The sequence below is a fragment of the Faecalicatena orotica genome (genome assembly GCF_003149245.1).
In the GTDB taxonomy this organism is placed as follows: Bacteria; Bacillota; Clostridia; order Lachnospirales; family Lachnospiraceae; genus Faecalicatena_A; species Faecalicatena_A orotica.
Genome location: NZ_QGDL01000006.1, coordinates 25,433 through 41,957 on the forward strand (window position 1 = coordinate 25,433; position 16,525 = coordinate 41,957).

A 16,525-nucleotide genomic window follows, 5' to 3' on the forward strand; every position below is an offset into this window, starting at 1 on the left:
CCGGAATATCTTTTTCGTTACCGTAAAAGCGGCATGCTTCCCGTCAGTTTGTTCACTTTCTTTTTGGCCCCGCAGATTGCCACACCGAAATATTTCAGCGTTTCTTCCGGTACCTGCCCGATTTTTTCGATAAATTCATCGTACACATTGCAGCTCTGTGCCACGTCAGAAAAATCTACAACGGTCAGTTCTTCGAATTCGGGTTCGAAGAGGCGTTCTCTGATCTTCCTGATTCCATCTGCCGTACTTTTCAGTATCGGAACCGGCAGCGCAATGATCCCCAAATGCTCGTGCCCCGTCTGGTCTTTCACATCCGGGCCGACATACTCCGGTATCATTTTCCCAAGGGTAATCCCCATAATTGCAGCCGTATTTGTGATAATCCCCAGCGGCAGTTCCTCATCAATCACCATGACACATTTTTTTCCTTCAAAATTCATAACTTATACCTCTCCTATTCTTTCATATTTGCCTTGACACTTTGCTTCCAAGACAACAAAAAATCGCGATCAAGCTTATTCGGCTTTCACGCGATTTATTTTATCATCCGTTATGAATGAAAATCTTGTATGATATCTTCAATTTTCTTAGACTGCAACAGTCAGGACTTCTTCTGCAATGTTACGTGAATGGTCAGAGATACGCTCCAGACAAACCAGAGCATCAAGATATACGATACCGGCATCTGTGTTGCACTGGTTGCTTGCCAGCCTCTTCATGTGTTCTGCACGAAGTCTGATTTCCAGATCATCTGCCTGGCTCTCCTTCTCAATAACTTTCATTGCCTTTTCTTTACTATTCTCTGCGAATGCTTCTATTGCATAGATGTAGCTGTCTGTACAGACATCGATCATTTCCCGCATCTCGGCAGTTCCCGTCTCTGAAAATTCCGCCTTTCTGATCTGGAGTGTCTCCGCAAACTCGGAAATATTTTCACAGTAATCACTGATACGCTCTATGTCCGAGATAATCTGCAGGAGGCTTGCCACATGCTGATGCTCCTTTTCGTTGATAGACAGTGAACTGATCTTGATCACATAATCTGTAATACCGCTGCACAGTCTGTCAACAGTGCTTTCTTCTTCTTTGATATCAAGAATCTCCTGATAGTCTTTCGTAAACATGACTCTCTTAGATTTATCAAGGGTAGCCCTTACGATATTACCCATGCGGACTACTTCACTGACCGTTGACTGCAGTGCGATACCAGGGGTTTCCAGCATTCTGTCGTCCAGAAGTACTTTGCTTTCATCCACTTCTCTTTCATCTTCCTTCTCCAGCTTCTTGGCCAGTTTGATGATCAGGTCAGATACCGGGAAGAGAAGAACTGTTGTTCCAATGTTGAAGATCGTATGCACCGTACTGATCTCTGTCTGTGTGATAACTCCGCCGCCCGCATTTGGATAGATGACCTTGAAAAATACGATTGCCACAATACTAAACAGGACGGTACCGATAATGTTAAATAAAAGGTGCATAACTGCAGCTGTCTTTGCAGTCTTCTTCGCCCCAATACTGGACATGATCGCGGTCACACAGGTACCGATATTCTGTCCCATAATGATGTACACTGCCGCATTGAACGGAACCAGTCCCGCCGCGGCAAGACTCTGCAGGATACCTACCGAGGCTGAAGAACTCTGGATAACCGCTGTAACCACGGCTCCGGCTATGATGCCAAGGAACGGATTATGTCCCAGGGTTACAAAAATATTGCGGAATCCTTCTGAATCCTGAAGCGGTGATACCGCTGATGACATAGTCGTGATACCTACAAACAAAAGACCGAACCCAATGATAATGCTGGAAACGTCTTTTGTAGAACGCCTTGTCCCTGTCAGCATGACAATCACACCGAGCATAATCGCGATCGGGGCAAGATTACCCGGGCTTAAGAACTTCGCCCACTCCACACTGGAAACGAGCCATCCGGTAACCGTTGTACCTATATTGGCCCCCATGATAACGCCCATCGCCTGAGTCAGGTTCATAATCCCCGCATTAACAAAACCAACCACCATGACCGTTGTCGCGGAAGAACTCTGGATAACTGCCGTAATAAAAGCACCGAGCAGAACACCAAAAAACTTATTCTTCGTCAGTGCCTCCAATAATGTCTTCATCTTGCTGCCGGCCGCATTCTCCAGCCCCTGGGCCATGATCTGCATGCCGTATATGAACATACCAAGACCCCCGACAAAAGGGATAATAATGCTTACGTAATTCATACGCCTCCTCCTATAATATACAGCTGATTCAGGTATCCCGAGGCTTCTTAGGTAATCTGCCGCCTCCCATACCTGCTGCCCGCTCTCACTCCATCAGGAAAGAGCTTACTCTCTGCTTTCAGGATAAAAATCCCGTACTATTACGATAACATTTACATTTACAAAAAACAACATAATTTTTGCTCATATTTTACTTATTCTATACACAGGAAACTGTTCAGAACAACGAAATTATCCACATCCCCTGTCCTGAACAGCCAAGTAATCCACTTTTCCTTTTTATTTTTTCATCCTGGGCTCAAAAATGAAAGATGCAAGATAACCAAATATCAGCGCTGCCGAAATCCCGACCGCACTCGCCGTAAATCCCCCCATAAAAATCCCCAGGAATCCGTTGGCGTCAACAGCTTCTTTTACGCCCTGCCATAACACATTTCCAAAACCGAGCAGAGGCACACTCGCCCCCGCACCAGCAAACTTTTGAAACGGCTCATAAATATTACAAAAACCCAGCACCGCGCCAGTACAGACAAGAAGAACCATAATCCTCCCCGGCATCAGCTTCGTACGGTCTAAGAGAATCTGCACGGCAGCACAGATAAGACCTCCTATCCAGAATGCATTCAAATAGTCCATAAAACCCTCCTTTGAGGACGTAATATTTCTCAGGTTTACTACGTCCCTAATTAACGTAAGTGGTGTACCTTTTTGACTTTAGTGGTGTACCTTTTTGCTGTTTATCAGCAGTGTTCTAACACGATTGCGTGTGCGATCCCCGGCACGCTTGCGCCTTCGTTGAAGCTTACGGTCGACATGAGTGCGCCTGTGGGCACGAATAAGATGCGTTTCCACTCGCCTTTTTTGATTTTGGGCAGGATATAGGCGGCCAGTGTGACGGCAGCGCATCCGCATCCGCTGCCCCCGGCGTGGGTGTCCTGCTCTTTCTGGTCGTATATGGTCATTCCGCAGTCTATATGTTTTGTTCTGATATCGTAGCCTTTTCCCTGCATCAGGTCAAAGAGGATGTCCTGCCCTACGTATCCGAGATCGCCGGTTACTATGCGGTTATAGTCCTCTGCCGTGCGGCCGAAGTCTTTGAAGTTCTGTATGATGGTGTCGGCTGCGGCGGGTGCCATGCATGCCCCCATATTCTGGGAATCTTTCAGCCCGTAATCCACTATTTTACCTACGGTCACGCCGCTGATCCTGATATGGCTTTTTTCTGTCCCTACAAGGAATGCCCCGCTACCTGTCACGGTCCAGTGTGCAGACAGCGGCCGCTGGTTCGCATATCCGAGTGGAAAGCGGAATTCTTTTTCAGCGCTGCCGAAATGGCTGGAGGTTACTGCCAGCATATAGTCCCCATAACCTGCCGCCACACTCATTGCGCTGAGTGCCAGTGCCTCCCCCGAAGTGGAGCACGCCCCATACAGGCCGAACATCGGAATCTGCAGAGCCTCCACCCCCATAGAAGTGGCGATTCCCTGGCGTAGCAGGTCACCCCCAAAAAGGTACCGGACCTTTTCCGGTGGTACGTGTGCCTTTCCAAGCGCCAGAACGCATGCTTCTTTCTGCATGTTACTCTCCGCCTCTTCCCAGGTCTTTGCCCCGAAAAGATCATCATGATTCGCCATATCGAATAGTTTCGCGAGCGGACCTTCTGATTCTTTGCTGCCTACTACAGAACCGCTGCTGATAAGATAGGGAGATTCTCCAAAACCGATACTCTGGCTGCCTATTACCTGATTCATATCTTTCCCTCATTTCATAATATTATTTCAGACTTTTAATGCTTAGTATATCTTGCTTTTTTAAAACTATTCATCTTGACATTTACTTAATTTCTGTTATACTGTACTTATCAAACAAGTACAGTATATATACAGTAAGTACACCCATAAAAATACAGGTAGCTTGTTATTGAATACAGGTGTTTCTGTGAACAGTAACGGGGGATTGATATGAAAATATTCGTAAGGCAAAAGGCGGTGATATTTTGGAAATTATATTAAGCAATAGCAGCAGCAAACCAATCTACGAACAGATCACCACGCAGATCAAAGGCATGATCATGAGCAATGAACTGAAGACCGGCGATGCGCTCCCTTCCATGCGAAGCCTCGCCAAAAGCCTTCATATCAGCGTAATCACGGCACAGCATGCCTATGAAGATTTGCAGCGCGACGGATTTATAGAAACTATCGCCGGCAAAGGCACATTTGTTGCGGCGCAGAACAAAGATTTTATACGGGAAGAAGAACTGCGCAATGCCGAGGAAAAGCTACAGGAAGCTGCTGATATTGCCCGGCGCAGCGGCATTTCCCTTTCAGAGCTCGTTCAAATTCTAACACTGCTTTACAAGGAGGTCTAACACATGGAAAACACACTAACCGTCAGCCATCTGACAAAGACTTATAAGGACTTCACGCTAGACGATGTTTCTTTTCAGGTCCCACGAGGCTCCATCTGCGGCCTGATCGGCGAAAACGGCGCCGGCAAGACAACCGCCATTTCTGCGATGCTGAATATCATCACACCGGACAGTGGAGACATCCGGATTCTGGACATGGATTACAGAGAAGACGAGAAAAAAATCAAGCAGCGTGTCGGCGTCGTTCTGGATGAACTGAACCAGATTCCCCACCTTTACTGCAAAGATATCGATACTATCATGAAAAAAATATACTCCAGCTGGGACAGCAGGCTTTTCTTCCAGTACCTAGAAAAATTCAAGCTGCCTCAGAAGAAAAAAGTGAAAGAGCTGTCAAAAGGAATGAATGTAAAACTGAATTTTGCGGTTGCTCTTTCCCACAATGCAGAATTCCTCATACTGGATGAGGCAACTTCAGGACTTGACCCGGTCATGCGGGATGATATACTGCAGCTTCTCCAGGAATTTGTCCTGGATGAAAACCACTCTGTCCTCCTATCCACCCACATTACAAGTGACCTTGATAAGATTGCGGATTATATCATTTTTATGCATGAAGGGAATATTCAGTTTATCAAATCTAAAGAGGATATAGAAAATAATTACGGAGTCCTCCAGTGCAGAAACGACTTCTTTGAAGCACTCTCACCGGATGACTACTGTGCATACATAAAAGAAGAATATTCTGTAAAAGTTCTGGTCCACCACAAACAGGAGCTGCTCAGGCATTTTCAGGATCTGGTCATCGAGCGGGCTTCTATCGAAGATATCATGTTATTTTATATAAAGGGGGTTATCATATGACAGGATTAATACACCGGGATTTATTAATATCCTTTAGAAGGCTGGGCAAGATGTCCTATATTATGGAAGCAGTATACTTTTTCTTCTTCCTCTTATTTTTCAAAAATGCATACGGTGCGCTCACATTCTTTTTGCTCCTCGCCCCGATCAATATGTCAGGTCTTCCTAATACGATGAAGGAGATTGATTCCAATTATAAAGGGATGAGGGCGGCAAGGCTTCTGCCGTATAGTAAAAAAGACCTTGTGAAAGGAAGATTCCTGTCCGCCTTATTTAACCAGTTATTTTATGTTGCGGAGATGGTTTTGTTCGCAGTATGCCATCACTTTATAAAAGGTGGGATTTCCTGGGTTACTTATCTTCTTTTCATAGCAGGTGGCTGGCTGGTCGGGATTTTCATGACTGCTGTTAACCTGCTCGTCAGTTTTACAACAGGATTCAACGCCAGTGCAATTATATATTTAATTACAGTCATAGCGGTGGGTGCGGGATATGTGCTTTTTCTATTTACCGGTGTTAAGACAGGGATTCTTGCACAGATTTCTTCATTAAATACAGCATGGATATTCATAATTGCCTGTTGCTTTGATATCCTGATCCTGCTTGCCAGTTATATAATTTCCATAAAATGCTTTGACAAAACCTTATAAAATACTTTTCTGTGGTATATTTTTTCTTCTTTTCCAGATACTATCCGTAATCACGAATTTAAAGGAGATTTTGTTATGGATAAGGTTGAAAAGATGAAACAGGAAAAGCAGTATGAACAGTATGTGAAGCAGAAGACCCCTGTCCATAATGTTTATGTGGATATGGCAAAAGCCTTTATTACCGGGGGAATCATCTGTACGATAGGTCAGTTTATCTATAATTACTGTGAACTGCAGAACCTGTCTAAAGATGAATGCAGCGGCTGGACTTCTATGCTCCTCGTCCTGCTTAGTGTTATTCTGACCGGTATTAATCTCTATCCGAAGATTGCAAAATGGGGTGGTGCAGGCGCGCTGGTTCCTATCACGGGATTCGCGAATTCGGTTGCCTCTCCTGCTATAGAGTATAAAAAAGAAGGACAGGTTTTCGGAATCGGATGCAAAATTTTTACAATCGCCGGACCTGTTATCCTGTATGGAATATTTACGAGCTGGATTCTGGGATTCGTTTACTGGATTTATAAACTGCTCTGATATTTGAAACAATTAATCCCTATGAAATCAAGAGAACAGCTGCACCGGAAAATATCTGGCTGCAGCTGTTCTTTTTTATCACCTGTTTCTCCACACAGAAAGCCATTTCCCGATATAGGGAATGTGGAACACGACTTTTCCGCATATGTCCCCGTATGATACAGTATCCTCGTCCCACTCTACATTCTCCGTCCCTTTTGTCCTGAATCCCGGACCATATTCATCATAATCCGGAACCACTTCGACGATGACATGTGTGACTGAAATGTCTTCGCTGTTATGAAATGTAATCATATCCTTCACTTTCAAATTCTCTGCTTTTGTTTTATATACAAACAAGAAGCTGCCCTTTGGTATCACATGCTCCATGCTGGTTGATTCCATATAATAGTAAGTGATCCCAACTTTGTCCAGATTCAGCAGAACTACGACAACAAGAACGAGAATCAGCAGAAATCCTGCCGAAAAACGTCTTACGGCCCTGAAACGGGGAACCGGCTTCCTCTTTTTCTCAGGCACTATAATGTAGTCATCCTGCGATTCTGTATGAAATAACTCTTCCGGCGATGGAATTTCTTCTGGCACCGGGTCCAACCGTTCCTCTTTCATTCTTTGATCTTACTGCCTTTCTTTCCGCCGGCTTTTCTGAGCTGCTTCTTAATCAGCTTTTCGATCTTCTTGACATGTTCGCCACTGTCCTGAACCTTCAGACCTTCCACTTCCTGAAGCATCTTATTCATCCTGCTTTCCAGACGTTTCATGATGCCTTCCTGTGCAGTGATCTGCTCATCCCGGCTTTTTAAACTTTCTTCCTGTACTTTCATCTGTGCTTCCCAGTTTCTGATCGTCTCTTCCTGATTTCTAATCTGCGCCTCACAGTTGCTGATCGTCTCTTCCTGATTTCTAATCTGAGCCTCACAGTTACTGATCGTTTCTTTCTGGACCCTGACCTGTTCCTCCCAATTATTGATTGTCTCTTCCTGATTCTTTATCTGAGCCTCACAATTGCTGATCGTCTCTTTCTGGGCTTTCACCTGCGCTTCCCAGTTTCTGATCGTTCCCTCCTGGGTCTTAATCTGCGCTTCTCTGCGCTTGATATTCTCCTCCTGCTGGCGGATCGTCTTTTCCTGAGCCTTAATCACCTCATCCTGCCCCTTACTCCGTTCCCAGAGGTTCTTATAGCAGTTCTCTGCCTTCACAATCTTCTGGTTCAGCTTTTCCTTCTCAATCCGTTCTTCCTCCGCTTCCTTCTGGAGCTCCTCAATCATACCCTGAAGCTCCTGAATGTAAGCATCCATCTGTTTTTTATTATATCCGCCAATGATACTGCTTTTTACCTCAAACTCACTTATCTCCTGCATAATAATCTCCTAATAATCACATTATCTTGTGTATTGAAATACCTATCTAAATTTTACCACACTTCCGTTAAAAAGTCATTTGTATTCTCAAATCAATTACACCGGATATCTCTTCTGAGATACGTTCAGTAACGACTAGGGAGCTGCGAAAACCCCGCAGCTCCCTAATCAATTCTTTCTCTTTATGCAAATTTAATCATCCTGCTTCCTATCTCTCTTCACGGAAGTAGTTTAATCCGCAGCTCTTTGGCTGTGCATGCTCTTTACTCTGTCTCATGCTCGTTACGACAAGCACGATAATCGTTGCCACATAGGGGGCCATATCGTATATCTGTGCAGGAAGCCCCGGTATCTTAATATACATGCGCATAATTGTAAGTCCGCCGAATATCAGCGCGACAAGTATGCCTCTTGCAGGACTCCATGTTGCGAAGATAACCAGCGCAACCGCCAGCCAGCCGTATCCGCTTACGCATCCGTGCACCCATACACCTTTTGTTGTTACCATACTCATGTACATACCGCCGATCCCGCAGATTCCACCGCCCACGATCGTTGCAATATATTTATATTTCGTGATATTAATTCCTGCCGCATCCGCGGTTGCCGGGTCCTCCCCAATCGCACGCAGATTCAGACCTACCCGCGATTTATTAAAGAACCATGCCATTACAACAGCAAGAATGATCGCGAAATATACGAGCCAGTTATACTGGAACAATAATTTCCCTAAAACCGGAATATCCGATAAAACCGGAATATGGAGCTTTGAAAATGCATCCTTTGTAACGCCGCTAACCGTTACATATCCGCCTGCCTTTTGACCGATATATTCTCCGAAGAAGTTTCCAAAACCTGTACCAAAAATGGTCAGTGTCAGTCCGGTTACGTTCTGATTCGCCCTCAGCGAAATTGTGAGGAAGCTGTAAATCAATGCACCGAACGAACCCGCTATAAAAGATACGAGAAGGGCGAGGACCGCAGACACTGCCCCGTTTGGCGTACCTCCGGATTTCGTAACTGCCTGTTCATAATAGTAGGAACCGGCAAGTCCGGTAATGGCGCCCATGAACATCATACCTTCCACACCAAGGTTTAAGTTACCGGATTTCTCTGTAAGGATCTCTCCGAGTGCCCCTAGAAGCAGCGGGGTCCCGGCCAGCACGGCGGCAATAAACAAACTATTTAATGTACTAAGCATGATGTTCCTCCTTTCCTCTGAAAATCAGCCTGTAGGTTATGAAGAACTCACATCCCAGCATGAAAAACAGTATGATACCAATCAGCAGGTCAGATGCAGATGCAGGTATCTTGAAGTTTGTCTGGATGGTATTGGAGCCTCTCTCAAGCATCGCTATAAACACAGATACGATCAGCATTCCGTATGGATTCATTTTTGCAAGCCATGCAACAGTGATGGCTGTAAATCCGACACCGCCTGCTGTTCCCTCTGTTATCGTATAATCGGCGCCGGCAAACTGCAGCATTCCCACCAGTCCACAGAGCGCACCGGACAGGAACATCGTCCGTTTGAACACTCTGCTGACATTGATGCCGGCATAACGCGCGGTATTGTTACTTTCACCTACAACAGCAATCTCATATCCCTGTTTCGTCTTATTAAAGTAAATCCATGACACAACAACAAGGATCAGTGCCAGAATCCAGCCCCAGTGAACCCCCAGCACCTTACTGAGCCTTGCCCCCGGCACCAGCATGGCAATTTTCGGGAAACTGCTTCCCGGCGCCTTCCACGGTCCGTTCATCAGATATTTGATGAATGCCAGCGCAATATAATTGAGCATCAGGGTAAACAGTGTCTCATTCGTCCCCCATTTTGCCTTGCAGACTGCCGGAAGAAGCCCGTACAGGCCGCCCGCCACCATACCTGCAAGCATCATAAGGATAACCAGCGGCAGCTTCGGGAAGATATGTGCAGTAAACAATCCGAACGCGCCTGCTGCCACCGCACCTACAAGAATCTGTCCTTCAGCACCGATATTCCAGAATTTCATCTTAAAGGCAAATGAAATTCCAATCGCAGTAATCAAAAGCGGGACCGCTAATTTTACAGTCTCATGTATAACCGTCCTGGACCCCCATGACCCGACAACCATCGCCTTATAAACAGCGAGCGGATTGTGTCCAAGGACGAATATCAGGAGTCCCCCGGTAATCAGGGAAAGTATGAACGCAGCCGCCCGGATCCCCCACGCCTTCTGTTGGGAAATCGCGTCTCTTTTTACCATACGGATCAGAGGCTCTTTGGCCTGCATTGAATGTCTGCTCATACGTTCACCTCCTCTTTCTCTTCTGTATCTTTCTCATCTACATGGATCATCATAAGGCCAATATCCTCTTTCGTTACCTCCCGCGGATCTACAATTCCGCTCACTTTTCCGCCGCACAATACCATGATGCGGTCCGAAAGTTCGATCAGCACATCAAGGTCCTCCCCGATGAAAATAACCGCAACTCCTTTTTTCTTCTGTTCATTCAGAAGCTCATAAATACGGTAGGAAGAATTGATATCCAGTCCGCGGACCGGATACGCTACAATCAGGACAGACGGGCTTAATGCAATCTCCCGCCCGAGCAGTACTTTCTGGACATTTCCGCCGGAGAGTCTTCCCACCGGTGTTTCTACACCCGGAGTCACAATCTCAAGCTCCTCGATCAGCTGTTCTGCAAGGGCTTTTGGCGTCTTCCTGTCTGTGAAAATCCCCTTTTTGTTCTTATAGCTGCGCAGCATGACATTATCCGTCATATCCATTCCGGCAACAAGCCCCATACCAAGCCTGTCCTCCGGCACAAACGCCATTGAAATTCCCTTTTTTACGATTTCATCCGGTCTGAGTCCTAAGATTCTCTCTTTGATGGGCTCACCATCATGTTCTCCGGTATACAGGACAGAACCTCCGATTGTCGGATACAGGCCGGCAATTGCCTCACAGAGCTCCTTCTGCCCGCTTCCCGCGATTCCTGCCACGCCTAAGATTTCCCCTCCATATGCCGAAAACGAAACATTATCCAGCGCCTTCACCCCGTCACCGTTCAGGCAGGTCAGTCCGATCACCTGCAGTCTCTCGACCTTATCTTCCATTTCAGGACGTTCTATCTCCAGACTAATCGGCCTGCCGACCATCATCTCAGTAAGCTGTGCCTGATTGGTCTTTTCCGTATCCACTGCACCTATGTATTCCCCTTTCCGCAGGATAGCCACACGGTCAGAGATCGCAAGCACCTCATATAGTTTATGTGTGATGATAATAATCGACTTTCCGTCTTTCTTCATATTACGAAGCACGGCAAACAGTTTTTCCGTCTCCTGTGGGGTCAGAACCGCCGTCGGCTCATCCAGAATCAGAATATCCGCCCCCCGGTAAAGCACTTTCAGAATTTCAACCGTCTGTTTTTCAGATACCGCCATATTATAAACTTTTTTTGCAGGATCAATCTCGAATCCATATCTGGATGCCAGGTCTTTAACCTTCTTATTAATCTCTTTCCGGTTCACCGTAGCCTTTCCGTCCAGCCCTAATACGATATTCTCTGCTGCCGTCAGTACATCCACAAGTTTAAAATGCTGATGGATCATACCGATCCCCAGATCGAACGCATCCCTCGGGGAACGGATCGTCACCGTCCTGCCATGCACTTCAATTTCCCCATGATCCGGGAAATAGATTCCGGAAAGCATATTCATCAATGTTGTCTTCCCGCTCCCGTTCTCTCCGAGAAGTGCAAGAATCTCTCCGTCCTTTAATTCCAGGTTAATGTCCTTGTTGGCAACAACCTTACCGAATGTTTTAGTGACATGCTGCATACGAACCGCATATCCTGTAGTCTCACCCAAATCTTCACCCTCCTTCTTATGTCTTCCCCCTATTCAGGTACCCCGTAATATATGCCTTGATTTGCAGTACAGGCTGCAGAATAAGGTATACCCTAAAGGGCATGCCGTAACTCATGCCCTGCGGGCAGTAAGGTACATATTACGTGATGCCCGAAAAGGTTTTAGCCTGCTGCGGGCCCTGTAACTTTAAAAACAGAGCCGTCATACAACGGCTCTGTCAATGAACTGAACTTCTCTCAGTCTGAAGCTTTACTTATTCAACCACATTGCATCCTTCGATAATGTAGCTCCAGGATGGTGCGGATGCTTCTTCCTGCTCAGGGTAATGATCGCCATCTGCAACTTCAATTGTCTCGCCGTCAGGGCTTGTACCCTTCAGCGGTCCTGCAAATACATAGAGTTCTCCTGATTTCAGTGCGTCTGAAGCCTTATCAATCGCTTCCTGGGTTCCTTCTGCTGCAATGTCGGTATTCAGAGGTGACAGATAAACTGCGCCGTCTGCAAGACCCTTGCACCAGTCTACTGGAATCTCTTTTCCGTCGATCAAATTCTGTACGGCTTCTGTTACATAGATGCCCCAGTCGATACGTGCAGAAATCAGGGAAGCCTTCGGAGCAGCTTCAATCATGTCATTGTTATATCCAACCTGGAAAGCGCCGTTCTCTTCTGCTGTTGTTGCCGGAGCTGTAGAGTCGGAATGCTGGGAAATCACATCACATCCGCGCTCGATCAGTGCCTTTGCAACCTGTGACTCAACAGTTGGGTCATTCCATGAGTTTGTATACATGATATCCATAGTTACGTCAGGATTCACACTCTTTGCGCCAAGATAAAATGCAGTGTATCCGCTGATAACCTCTGCAAACGGGAATGCAGCTACATATCCGAGCTTGTTGGATTCTGTCTTCATACCTGCTGCGATACCTGCGAGATAACGTGCTTCATAAATAGATGCGAAATAGTTATGCATGTTGTCAAGTCCGGAATCTTTTGCCTGATATCCTGTTGCGTGGCAGAACTGAATGTCTGGATACTCTGCCGCTACTTCTTTTACATAATCCTCAAATCCAAAACTGGTTGCAAAGATGATATTGCAGCCTGCATCTACGAGTTCCCTTAAAGCAGTATCACACTCTGCTCCCTCTGGAACATTGAACTTATTGACGATCTGGTCATCACTTAAGCCAATTGCTTCCTGCATTTCCTTTGTCCCAAGGTCATGGTTGTATGTATATCCCATGTCACTCGCGTCGGATACATGCACAAATCCGACTTTAATGTCTTCCTTGGCGATGCCCTTTGTGCTCTCTGTCTTTGTGTCGTCACTTGTGGACTTGTCCGCTTCCGCTGCCGGTTTGGAACCACATCCGGCCAACATACCGATGACCATTGTCGCGCACAGTATTGCGCTCAAAATCTTCTTTTTCATATCTTCTCCTCCTACAAAAAAACTGGCTACCCTTTTAAGAAACATATTCCTTCATTGGATAGCCGATTACTATATTTAAATATTACACTGACCGCAAAAATAAGTCAAGATATCTGTAGTATTTTTTCAGAATATTTAACACGTTGTGCTTGCAATTCTACCAATTTCCTGCCTGATATCGGTTCCTACCATCCCTTGAAAAAGAACAGCAGGGAACCGAGCCCTTTCCCCAACGCCATACTAACTACAAAAACAGATATATACCTTACAATTTTAAGCCTCCTGACAAAGATTGGAAAAACATTCAGTATTTCCGCCAGCGCCATTGACCAGCATCCTACAAATATTCCTGCAAGCAGGCCAAACACGGGAAGCAGCCATGCCCCGTTCGGGATATGGATCTGAAAAACAGAAATCAAATTCCCTGCGATTCCACCGATGGCCACACAGTCTTCATAGAGCAGGATATGTTCCGCCGTATGGGTCCTGTCTGCAAAATCCGCGACCACCCCCAGCTCGATAATAAATGAAAACAAGCCTCCCGCAACGACAAGTCCGCCGCTAAGTCCGATGACTGCTAATATGATTTGATTTACCCACATCAAGTTCCTGCTCCCTTCTGGATGCATCTTCAATCAGAGTTGTCTGAATATCATTCTCATAAAGACGCATCTGTACTTCCATCGGCGTCGGTTCAACCGTAAAACGCTTTTTCCCGAAATGGTTGAAAAAGACAAGTATGCCGACAGTAATTCCGATCGAATATGTGACTTCCATAATTGTAAAGCCATTCGACTTCGTCCCTGTCACAAATTCGTAAATTTGTTTAAACAGTTTGGCTGACGAAACGTCATTATTGAATGCCATAATTGAAAAAGCCGCGCCACAGAACGTAATCAGCACGACAATGCCTGTTTTTAAGACATGGTAAAACATGCCGGGAGTTTTCTGTTCTTCATAAGTGATAATAATATCCTGCTCACCCAGATTCTGAACCTCAAGTCCCGGATATTTTTCGTGTATACAGGCAATAATCTTTAATATAGAAATGACAAAACGCTGTTTTCCATTATCCGGGATCTTTAGAATTTTCAGAGTCTTCAGTTTTGGAATGATATCCTTGTTGCTGCATTCCAGAGCTACGATATCCCCGAGAGTGATATCCTTTTTCTGGACCTCCACATCCCGGTCGCCTTTCAAATAAACAGTATCATGATTAACAGCCATAGTATTCCACCTCAGGCCCTTTGATTAAAGTCCCCTCACTGCTCCTGACCTGTCCGCTGCCGCTGAAATAATAGTAAAAGATTCCAACCACAACCGCCGCAAGCACGATTCCGAATAAACAAATACGAATCTTCCTCCTGCCGTTCTCCATAAAAACCACCTGACCTTTCCTGAAATAAAAATCGCTTAATGCTAGTATCTTAAATTTCGGAAAAACTATACATCTGATTCTGAAAAGACGATGGTGTGCTTTTTCAGGAAAAAGGAAAAGGACCGTCAGACGGTCCCCAGTTTCCTCATATTTTCTATAATCCGCTTCTCCATACGCGAGACTTGTACCTGTGAAATTCCAAGTTTTTTTCCAACCTGTGTCTGCGTTTCATCTGCAAAATACCGCAGATAGATCAACTGCCGTTCCTCCTTATCCAGACTCTCCAGCAATTGTTTCAGAAGCATATGGTCCAAGATCTTGTCTTCTTTCCGGTCTTTTTCTTCCAGTTTGTCCACGAGCCGGATCTCATTGCCCTCCTTCTGGTGGATCGGCTTGTACAGTGATTCAACTTCACCTCCGGCCTCCATTGCCTGTACAATCTCCTCTTTATCAACCTCCATCGTCTCTGCCAATTCTTCCAGCGTAGGCTCCCTGTCCAGTTTAGCTATGAGTGCCTCTCTTGTCTGGAAGATCTTGTAAGACAGTTCTTTTAAAGAACGGCTTACTTTTATCATACCGTCATCCCGCAGGAAACGTTTGATTTCTCCTGAAATCATGGGGACCGCGTAAGTGGAAAATTTCACGTCATAGGACAGGTCGAATTTATCGATTGCTTTCAATAAGCCTATGCTTCCGATCTGGAACAGGTCTTCCGCATCCGTACCCCTGCCGTAGAATCTTTTCACAACACACCAGATAAGTCCCACATTTTCTTCTACTAACTGTTCTCTCGCTTTTTTATCCCCATCGTGTGATTGTCTGATTAAAGCGATTGTGTGGTCCATAGCTCCCTTCCTTTACCGATGGTTTTCTTCATCCGCACCGTTGTGCCTTCACCCGGGGCGGACTCGACTTCTACTGAATCCATAAAGGCTTCCATGAACGCAAATCCCATTCCGGAACGTTCCAGCTCTGGCTTGCTTGTATATAAGGGAGTCATTGCCTGTTCCACATCTTCGATGCCGACCCCGTTATCTTTTACTTCCACCGTAATCTGCTGTCCCTCAATCCGGCAGCGGATGGAAACCTTATGTATCTCATTTTCGTAGCCGTGGATGACTGCATTCGTCACTGCCTCTGATATCGCGGTCTTTACATCTGCCACTTCTTCAACTGTAGGATTTAACTGGGTTAAAAATGCCGCCACTGATACTCTCGCAAACCCCTCATTTGACGAATGGCTGTCAAAAATGATCTCCATTTCATTTGTGTTTTTCATGCCTCGTCCTCCTCATATATCTGCATTATTTTTGTCACCCCCGACATGGTCAGGATCTTCTTAATTCTTGCATTTGCATGAACCGCCCAGACTTCCCCGCCGATCAGGCGGATAATCTTATATCTTCCCATTATGACGCCGATTCCCGAACTGTCCATGAAATCTGTCATCCCAAAGTCAAAAATGACATATTTGATATGGTTTTTCTCAATTAATGTGTCTGCGTTTTTACGCATTTCCTCCGCATTATGATGGTCTACCTCTTTGGGCAGGTAGATCGTCAGGCAGTTCTCCTGCACCTGATACTTCATAGTACTCCTCCTCTATTTTAAATCATATCGTTCCGGTCTTCAAGGTGCTCCCCACCAGTTACTGTGCACGCCCTTCGGACGTGCACAGTAACGGCATCTGCTTATTTCAAGTCGCCTTCGGCGAGAAGCAGATGCCCTGAGGCCATCACTTTATTGGCCCGATACCGTGCAGCGGGGTGCACGGCACGGTGCGAACAGTAACCCTCACCAGTCCCGTTTCAGGTATCAGAAAAAGGATATGTAATATCCTACATATCCTTATCC

Annotated in this window: 20 protein-coding genes; 4 read left to right on the plus strand and 16 right to left on the minus strand. The window is 45.7% G+C overall.

Annotated features, from left to right (window positions below; all coding sequences use genetic code 11):
* Nucleotides 1–17 precede the first annotated feature (17 nt).
* From A8806_RS10455 to A8806_RS10470, 4 genes are all read right to left on the minus strand, one after another.
* Nucleotides 18–440, minus strand: coding sequence for a DUF2000 domain-containing protein (locus A8806_RS10455; RefSeq protein ID WP_109731150.1), 423 nt, complete (start codon nt 438–440; stop codon nt 18–20).
* 147 nt (nt 441–587) lie between these two features.
* Complete coding sequence (locus A8806_RS10460) at nt 588–2,228, minus strand: Na/Pi cotransporter family protein (RefSeq protein WP_109731151.1); 1,641 nt, start codon at nt 2,226–2,228, stop codon at nt 588–590.
* Between the two features lie 279 nt (nt 2,229–2,507).
* Nucleotides 2,508–2,864: a SpoVA/SpoVAEb family sporulation membrane protein gene (locus tag A8806_RS10465; RefSeq protein WP_109731152.1), complete on the minus strand. Its 357-nt coding sequence runs from the start codon at nt 2,862–2,864 to the stop codon at nt 2,508–2,510.
* Nucleotides 2,865–2,968: 104 nt separating this feature from the next.
* Nucleotides 2,969–3,979: a stage V sporulation protein AD gene (locus tag A8806_RS10470; protein WP_109731153.1), complete on the minus strand. Its 1,011-nt coding sequence runs from the start codon at nt 3,977–3,979 to the stop codon at nt 2,969–2,971.
* 245 nt (nt 3,980–4,224) lie between these two features.
* Between A8806_RS10470 and A8806_RS10475 the strand changes: the two genes are divergently transcribed.
* The 4 genes from A8806_RS10475 to A8806_RS10490 all read left to right on the plus strand — a co-directional run bounded on the left by A8806_RS10475 (nt 4,225) and on the right by A8806_RS10490 (nt 6,647).
* Nucleotides 4,225–4,599, plus strand: a complete 375-nt coding sequence (locus A8806_RS10475; RefSeq protein ID WP_109731154.1) for a GntR family transcriptional regulator — start codon at nt 4,225–4,227, stop codon at nt 4,597–4,599.
* Between the two features lie 3 nt (nt 4,600–4,602).
* On the plus strand, nt 4,603–5,463 hold the full coding sequence (locus tag A8806_RS10480; RefSeq protein ID WP_109731155.1) for an ABC transporter ATP-binding protein: 861 nt from the start codon (nt 4,603–4,605) through the stop codon (nt 5,461–5,463).
* On the plus strand, nt 5,460–6,113 hold the full coding sequence (locus A8806_RS10485) for an ABC-2 transporter permease (RefSeq protein ID WP_109731156.1): 654 nt from the start codon (nt 5,460–5,462) through the stop codon (nt 6,111–6,113). Before A8806_RS10480 ends, A8806_RS10485 begins: the two co-directional genes overlap by 4 nt.
* Before the next feature lie 75 nt (nt 6,114–6,188).
* Nucleotides 6,189–6,647 (plus strand): SpoVA/SpoVAEb family sporulation membrane protein, encoded by a 459-nt coding sequence (locus A8806_RS10490; RefSeq protein WP_109731157.1) that lies wholly within the window; start codon nt 6,189–6,191, stop codon nt 6,645–6,647.
* A gap of 78 nt (nt 6,648–6,725) precedes the next feature.
* Here the strand turns inward: A8806_RS10490 and A8806_RS10495 are convergent, their stop codons facing one another.
* The 12 genes from A8806_RS10495 to A8806_RS10545 form a co-directional block, all read right to left on the minus strand.
* The gene (locus A8806_RS10495; RefSeq protein WP_109731158.1) at nt 6,726–7,256 is read right to left on the minus strand and encodes a signal peptidase I; all 531 of its coding nucleotides are present in this window, start codon (nt 7,254–7,256) and stop codon (nt 6,726–6,728) included.
* Entirely contained in the window at nt 7,253–8,008 is a 756-nt protein-coding gene (locus tag A8806_RS10500) for a coiled-coil domain-containing protein (protein ID WP_109731159.1), read from the minus strand. Before A8806_RS10500 ends, A8806_RS10495 begins: the two co-directional genes overlap by 4 nt.
* 208 nt (nt 8,009–8,216) lie before the next feature.
* Nucleotides 8,217–9,209 carry an ABC transporter permease gene (locus A8806_RS10505; protein ID WP_109731160.1) on the minus strand — a complete coding sequence of 331 codons (993 nt, stop codon included), beginning with the start codon at nt 9,207–9,209 and terminating at the stop codon, nt 8,217–8,219.
* On the minus strand, nt 9,202–10,299 hold the full coding sequence (locus A8806_RS10510) for an ABC transporter permease (RefSeq protein WP_109731161.1): 1,098 nt from the start codon (nt 10,297–10,299) through the stop codon (nt 9,202–9,204). Before A8806_RS10510 ends, A8806_RS10505 begins: the two co-directional genes overlap by 8 nt.
* Entirely contained in the window at nt 10,296–11,834 is a 1,539-nt protein-coding gene (locus A8806_RS10515; protein WP_181368679.1) for an ABC transporter ATP-binding protein, read from the minus strand. The genes A8806_RS10510 and A8806_RS10515 overlap by 4 nt, the downstream gene beginning before the upstream one ends.
* Nucleotides 11,835–12,117: 283 nt before the next feature.
* Nucleotides 12,118–13,293 (minus strand): BMP family ABC transporter substrate-binding protein, encoded by a 1,176-nt coding sequence (locus A8806_RS10520; protein WP_109731163.1) that lies wholly within the window; start codon nt 13,291–13,293, stop codon nt 12,118–12,120.
* A gap of 185 nt (nt 13,294–13,478) precedes the next feature.
* Nucleotides 13,479–13,895: a stage V sporulation protein AB gene (locus A8806_RS10525; protein WP_109731164.1), complete on the minus strand. Its 417-nt coding sequence runs from the start codon at nt 13,893–13,895 to the stop codon at nt 13,479–13,481.
* Nucleotides 13,855–14,520, minus strand: a complete 666-nt coding sequence (locus tag A8806_RS10530; RefSeq protein ID WP_109731165.1) for a stage V sporulation protein AA — start codon at nt 14,518–14,520, stop codon at nt 13,855–13,857. Before A8806_RS10530 ends, A8806_RS10525 begins: the two co-directional genes overlap by 41 nt.
* On the minus strand, nt 14,510–14,671 hold the full coding sequence (locus A8806_RS26160; RefSeq protein ID WP_181368658.1) for a hypothetical protein: 162 nt from the start codon (nt 14,669–14,671) through the stop codon (nt 14,510–14,512). The genes A8806_RS10530 and A8806_RS26160 overlap by 11 nt, the downstream gene beginning before the upstream one ends.
* A gap of 125 nt (nt 14,672–14,796) precedes the next feature.
* Nucleotides 14,797–15,516, minus strand: a complete 720-nt coding sequence (gene sigF / locus A8806_RS10535; protein ID WP_109731166.1) for an RNA polymerase sporulation sigma factor SigF — start codon at nt 15,514–15,516, stop codon at nt 14,797–14,799.
* Nucleotides 15,495–15,950 carry an anti-sigma F factor gene (gene spoIIAB / locus A8806_RS10540; RefSeq protein WP_109731167.1) on the minus strand — a complete coding sequence of 152 codons (456 nt, stop codon included), beginning with the start codon at nt 15,948–15,950 and terminating at the stop codon, nt 15,495–15,497. Before spoIIAB ends, sigF begins: the two co-directional genes overlap by 22 nt.
* Complete coding sequence (locus tag A8806_RS10545) at nt 15,947–16,261, minus strand: STAS domain-containing protein (RefSeq protein ID WP_109731168.1); 315 nt, start codon at nt 16,259–16,261, stop codon at nt 15,947–15,949. Before A8806_RS10545 ends, spoIIAB begins: the two co-directional genes overlap by 4 nt.
* Nucleotides 16,262–16,525 lie beyond the last annotated feature (264 nt).

What these genes read in the sequence shown, in the direction of transcription:
- A8806_RS10455 (WP_109731150.1), bottom strand. Translation starts at nt 440, where the DNA reads ATGAATTTTGAAGGAAAAAAATGTGTCATGGTGATTGATGAGGAACTG.
- A8806_RS10460 (WP_109731151.1), bottom strand. Translation starts at nt 2,228, where the DNA reads ATGAATTACGTAAGCATTATTATCCCTTTTGTCGGGGGTCTTGGTATG.
- A8806_RS10465 (WP_109731152.1), bottom strand. Translation starts at nt 2,864, where the DNA reads ATGGACTATTTGAATGCATTCTGGATAGGAGGTCTTATCTGTGCTGCC.
- A8806_RS10470 (WP_109731153.1), bottom strand. Translation starts at nt 3,979, where the DNA reads ATGAATCAGGTAATAGGCAGCCAGAGTATCGGTTTTGGAGAATCTCCC.
- A8806_RS10480 (WP_109731155.1), top strand. Translation starts at nt 4,603, where the DNA reads ATGGAAAACACACTAACCGTCAGCCATCTGACAAAGACTTATAAGGAC.
- A8806_RS10485 (WP_109731156.1), top strand. Translation starts at nt 5,460, where the DNA reads ATGACAGGATTAATACACCGGGATTTATTAATATCCTTTAGAAGGCTG.
- A8806_RS10490 (WP_109731157.1), top strand. Translation starts at nt 6,189, where the DNA reads ATGGATAAGGTTGAAAAGATGAAACAGGAAAAGCAGTATGAACAGTAT.
- A8806_RS10495 (WP_109731158.1), bottom strand. Translation starts at nt 7,256, where the DNA reads ATGAAAGAGGAACGGTTGGACCCGGTGCCAGAAGAAATTCCATCGCCG.
- A8806_RS10500 (WP_109731159.1), bottom strand. Translation starts at nt 8,008, where the DNA reads ATGCAGGAGATAAGTGAGTTTGAGGTAAAAAGCAGTATCATTGGCGGA.
- A8806_RS10505 (WP_109731160.1), bottom strand. Translation starts at nt 9,209, where the DNA reads ATGCTTAGTACATTAAATAGTTTGTTTATTGCCGCCGTGCTGGCCGGG.
- A8806_RS10510 (WP_109731161.1), bottom strand. Translation starts at nt 10,299, where the DNA reads ATGAGCAGACATTCAATGCAGGCCAAAGAGCCTCTGATCCGTATGGTA.
- A8806_RS10515 (WP_181368679.1), bottom strand. Translation starts at nt 11,834, where the DNA reads ATGCAGCATGTCACTAAAACATTCGGTAAGGTTGTTGCCAACAAGGAC.
- A8806_RS10520 (WP_109731163.1), bottom strand. Translation starts at nt 13,293, where the DNA reads ATGAAAAAGAAGATTTTGAGCGCAATACTGTGCGCGACAATGGTCATC.
- A8806_RS10525 (WP_109731164.1), bottom strand. Translation starts at nt 13,895, where the DNA reads ATGTGGGTAAATCAAATCATATTAGCAGTCATCGGACTTAGCGGCGGA.
- A8806_RS10530 (WP_109731165.1), bottom strand. Translation starts at nt 14,520, where the DNA reads ATGGCTGTTAATCATGATACTGTTTATTTGAAAGGCGACCGGGATGTG.
- A8806_RS26160 (WP_181368658.1), bottom strand. Translation starts at nt 14,671, where the DNA reads ATGGAGAACGGCAGGAGGAAGATTCGTATTTGTTTATTCGGAATCGTG.
- sigF (WP_109731166.1), bottom strand. Translation starts at nt 15,516, where the DNA reads ATGGACCACACAATCGCTTTAATCAGACAATCACACGATGGGGATAAA.
- spoIIAB (WP_109731167.1), bottom strand. Translation starts at nt 15,950, where the DNA reads ATGAAAAACACAAATGAAATGGAGATCATTTTTGACAGCCATTCGTCA.
- A8806_RS10545 (WP_109731168.1), bottom strand. Translation starts at nt 16,261, where the DNA reads ATGAAGTATCAGGTGCAGGAGAACTGCCTGACGATCTACCTGCCCAAA.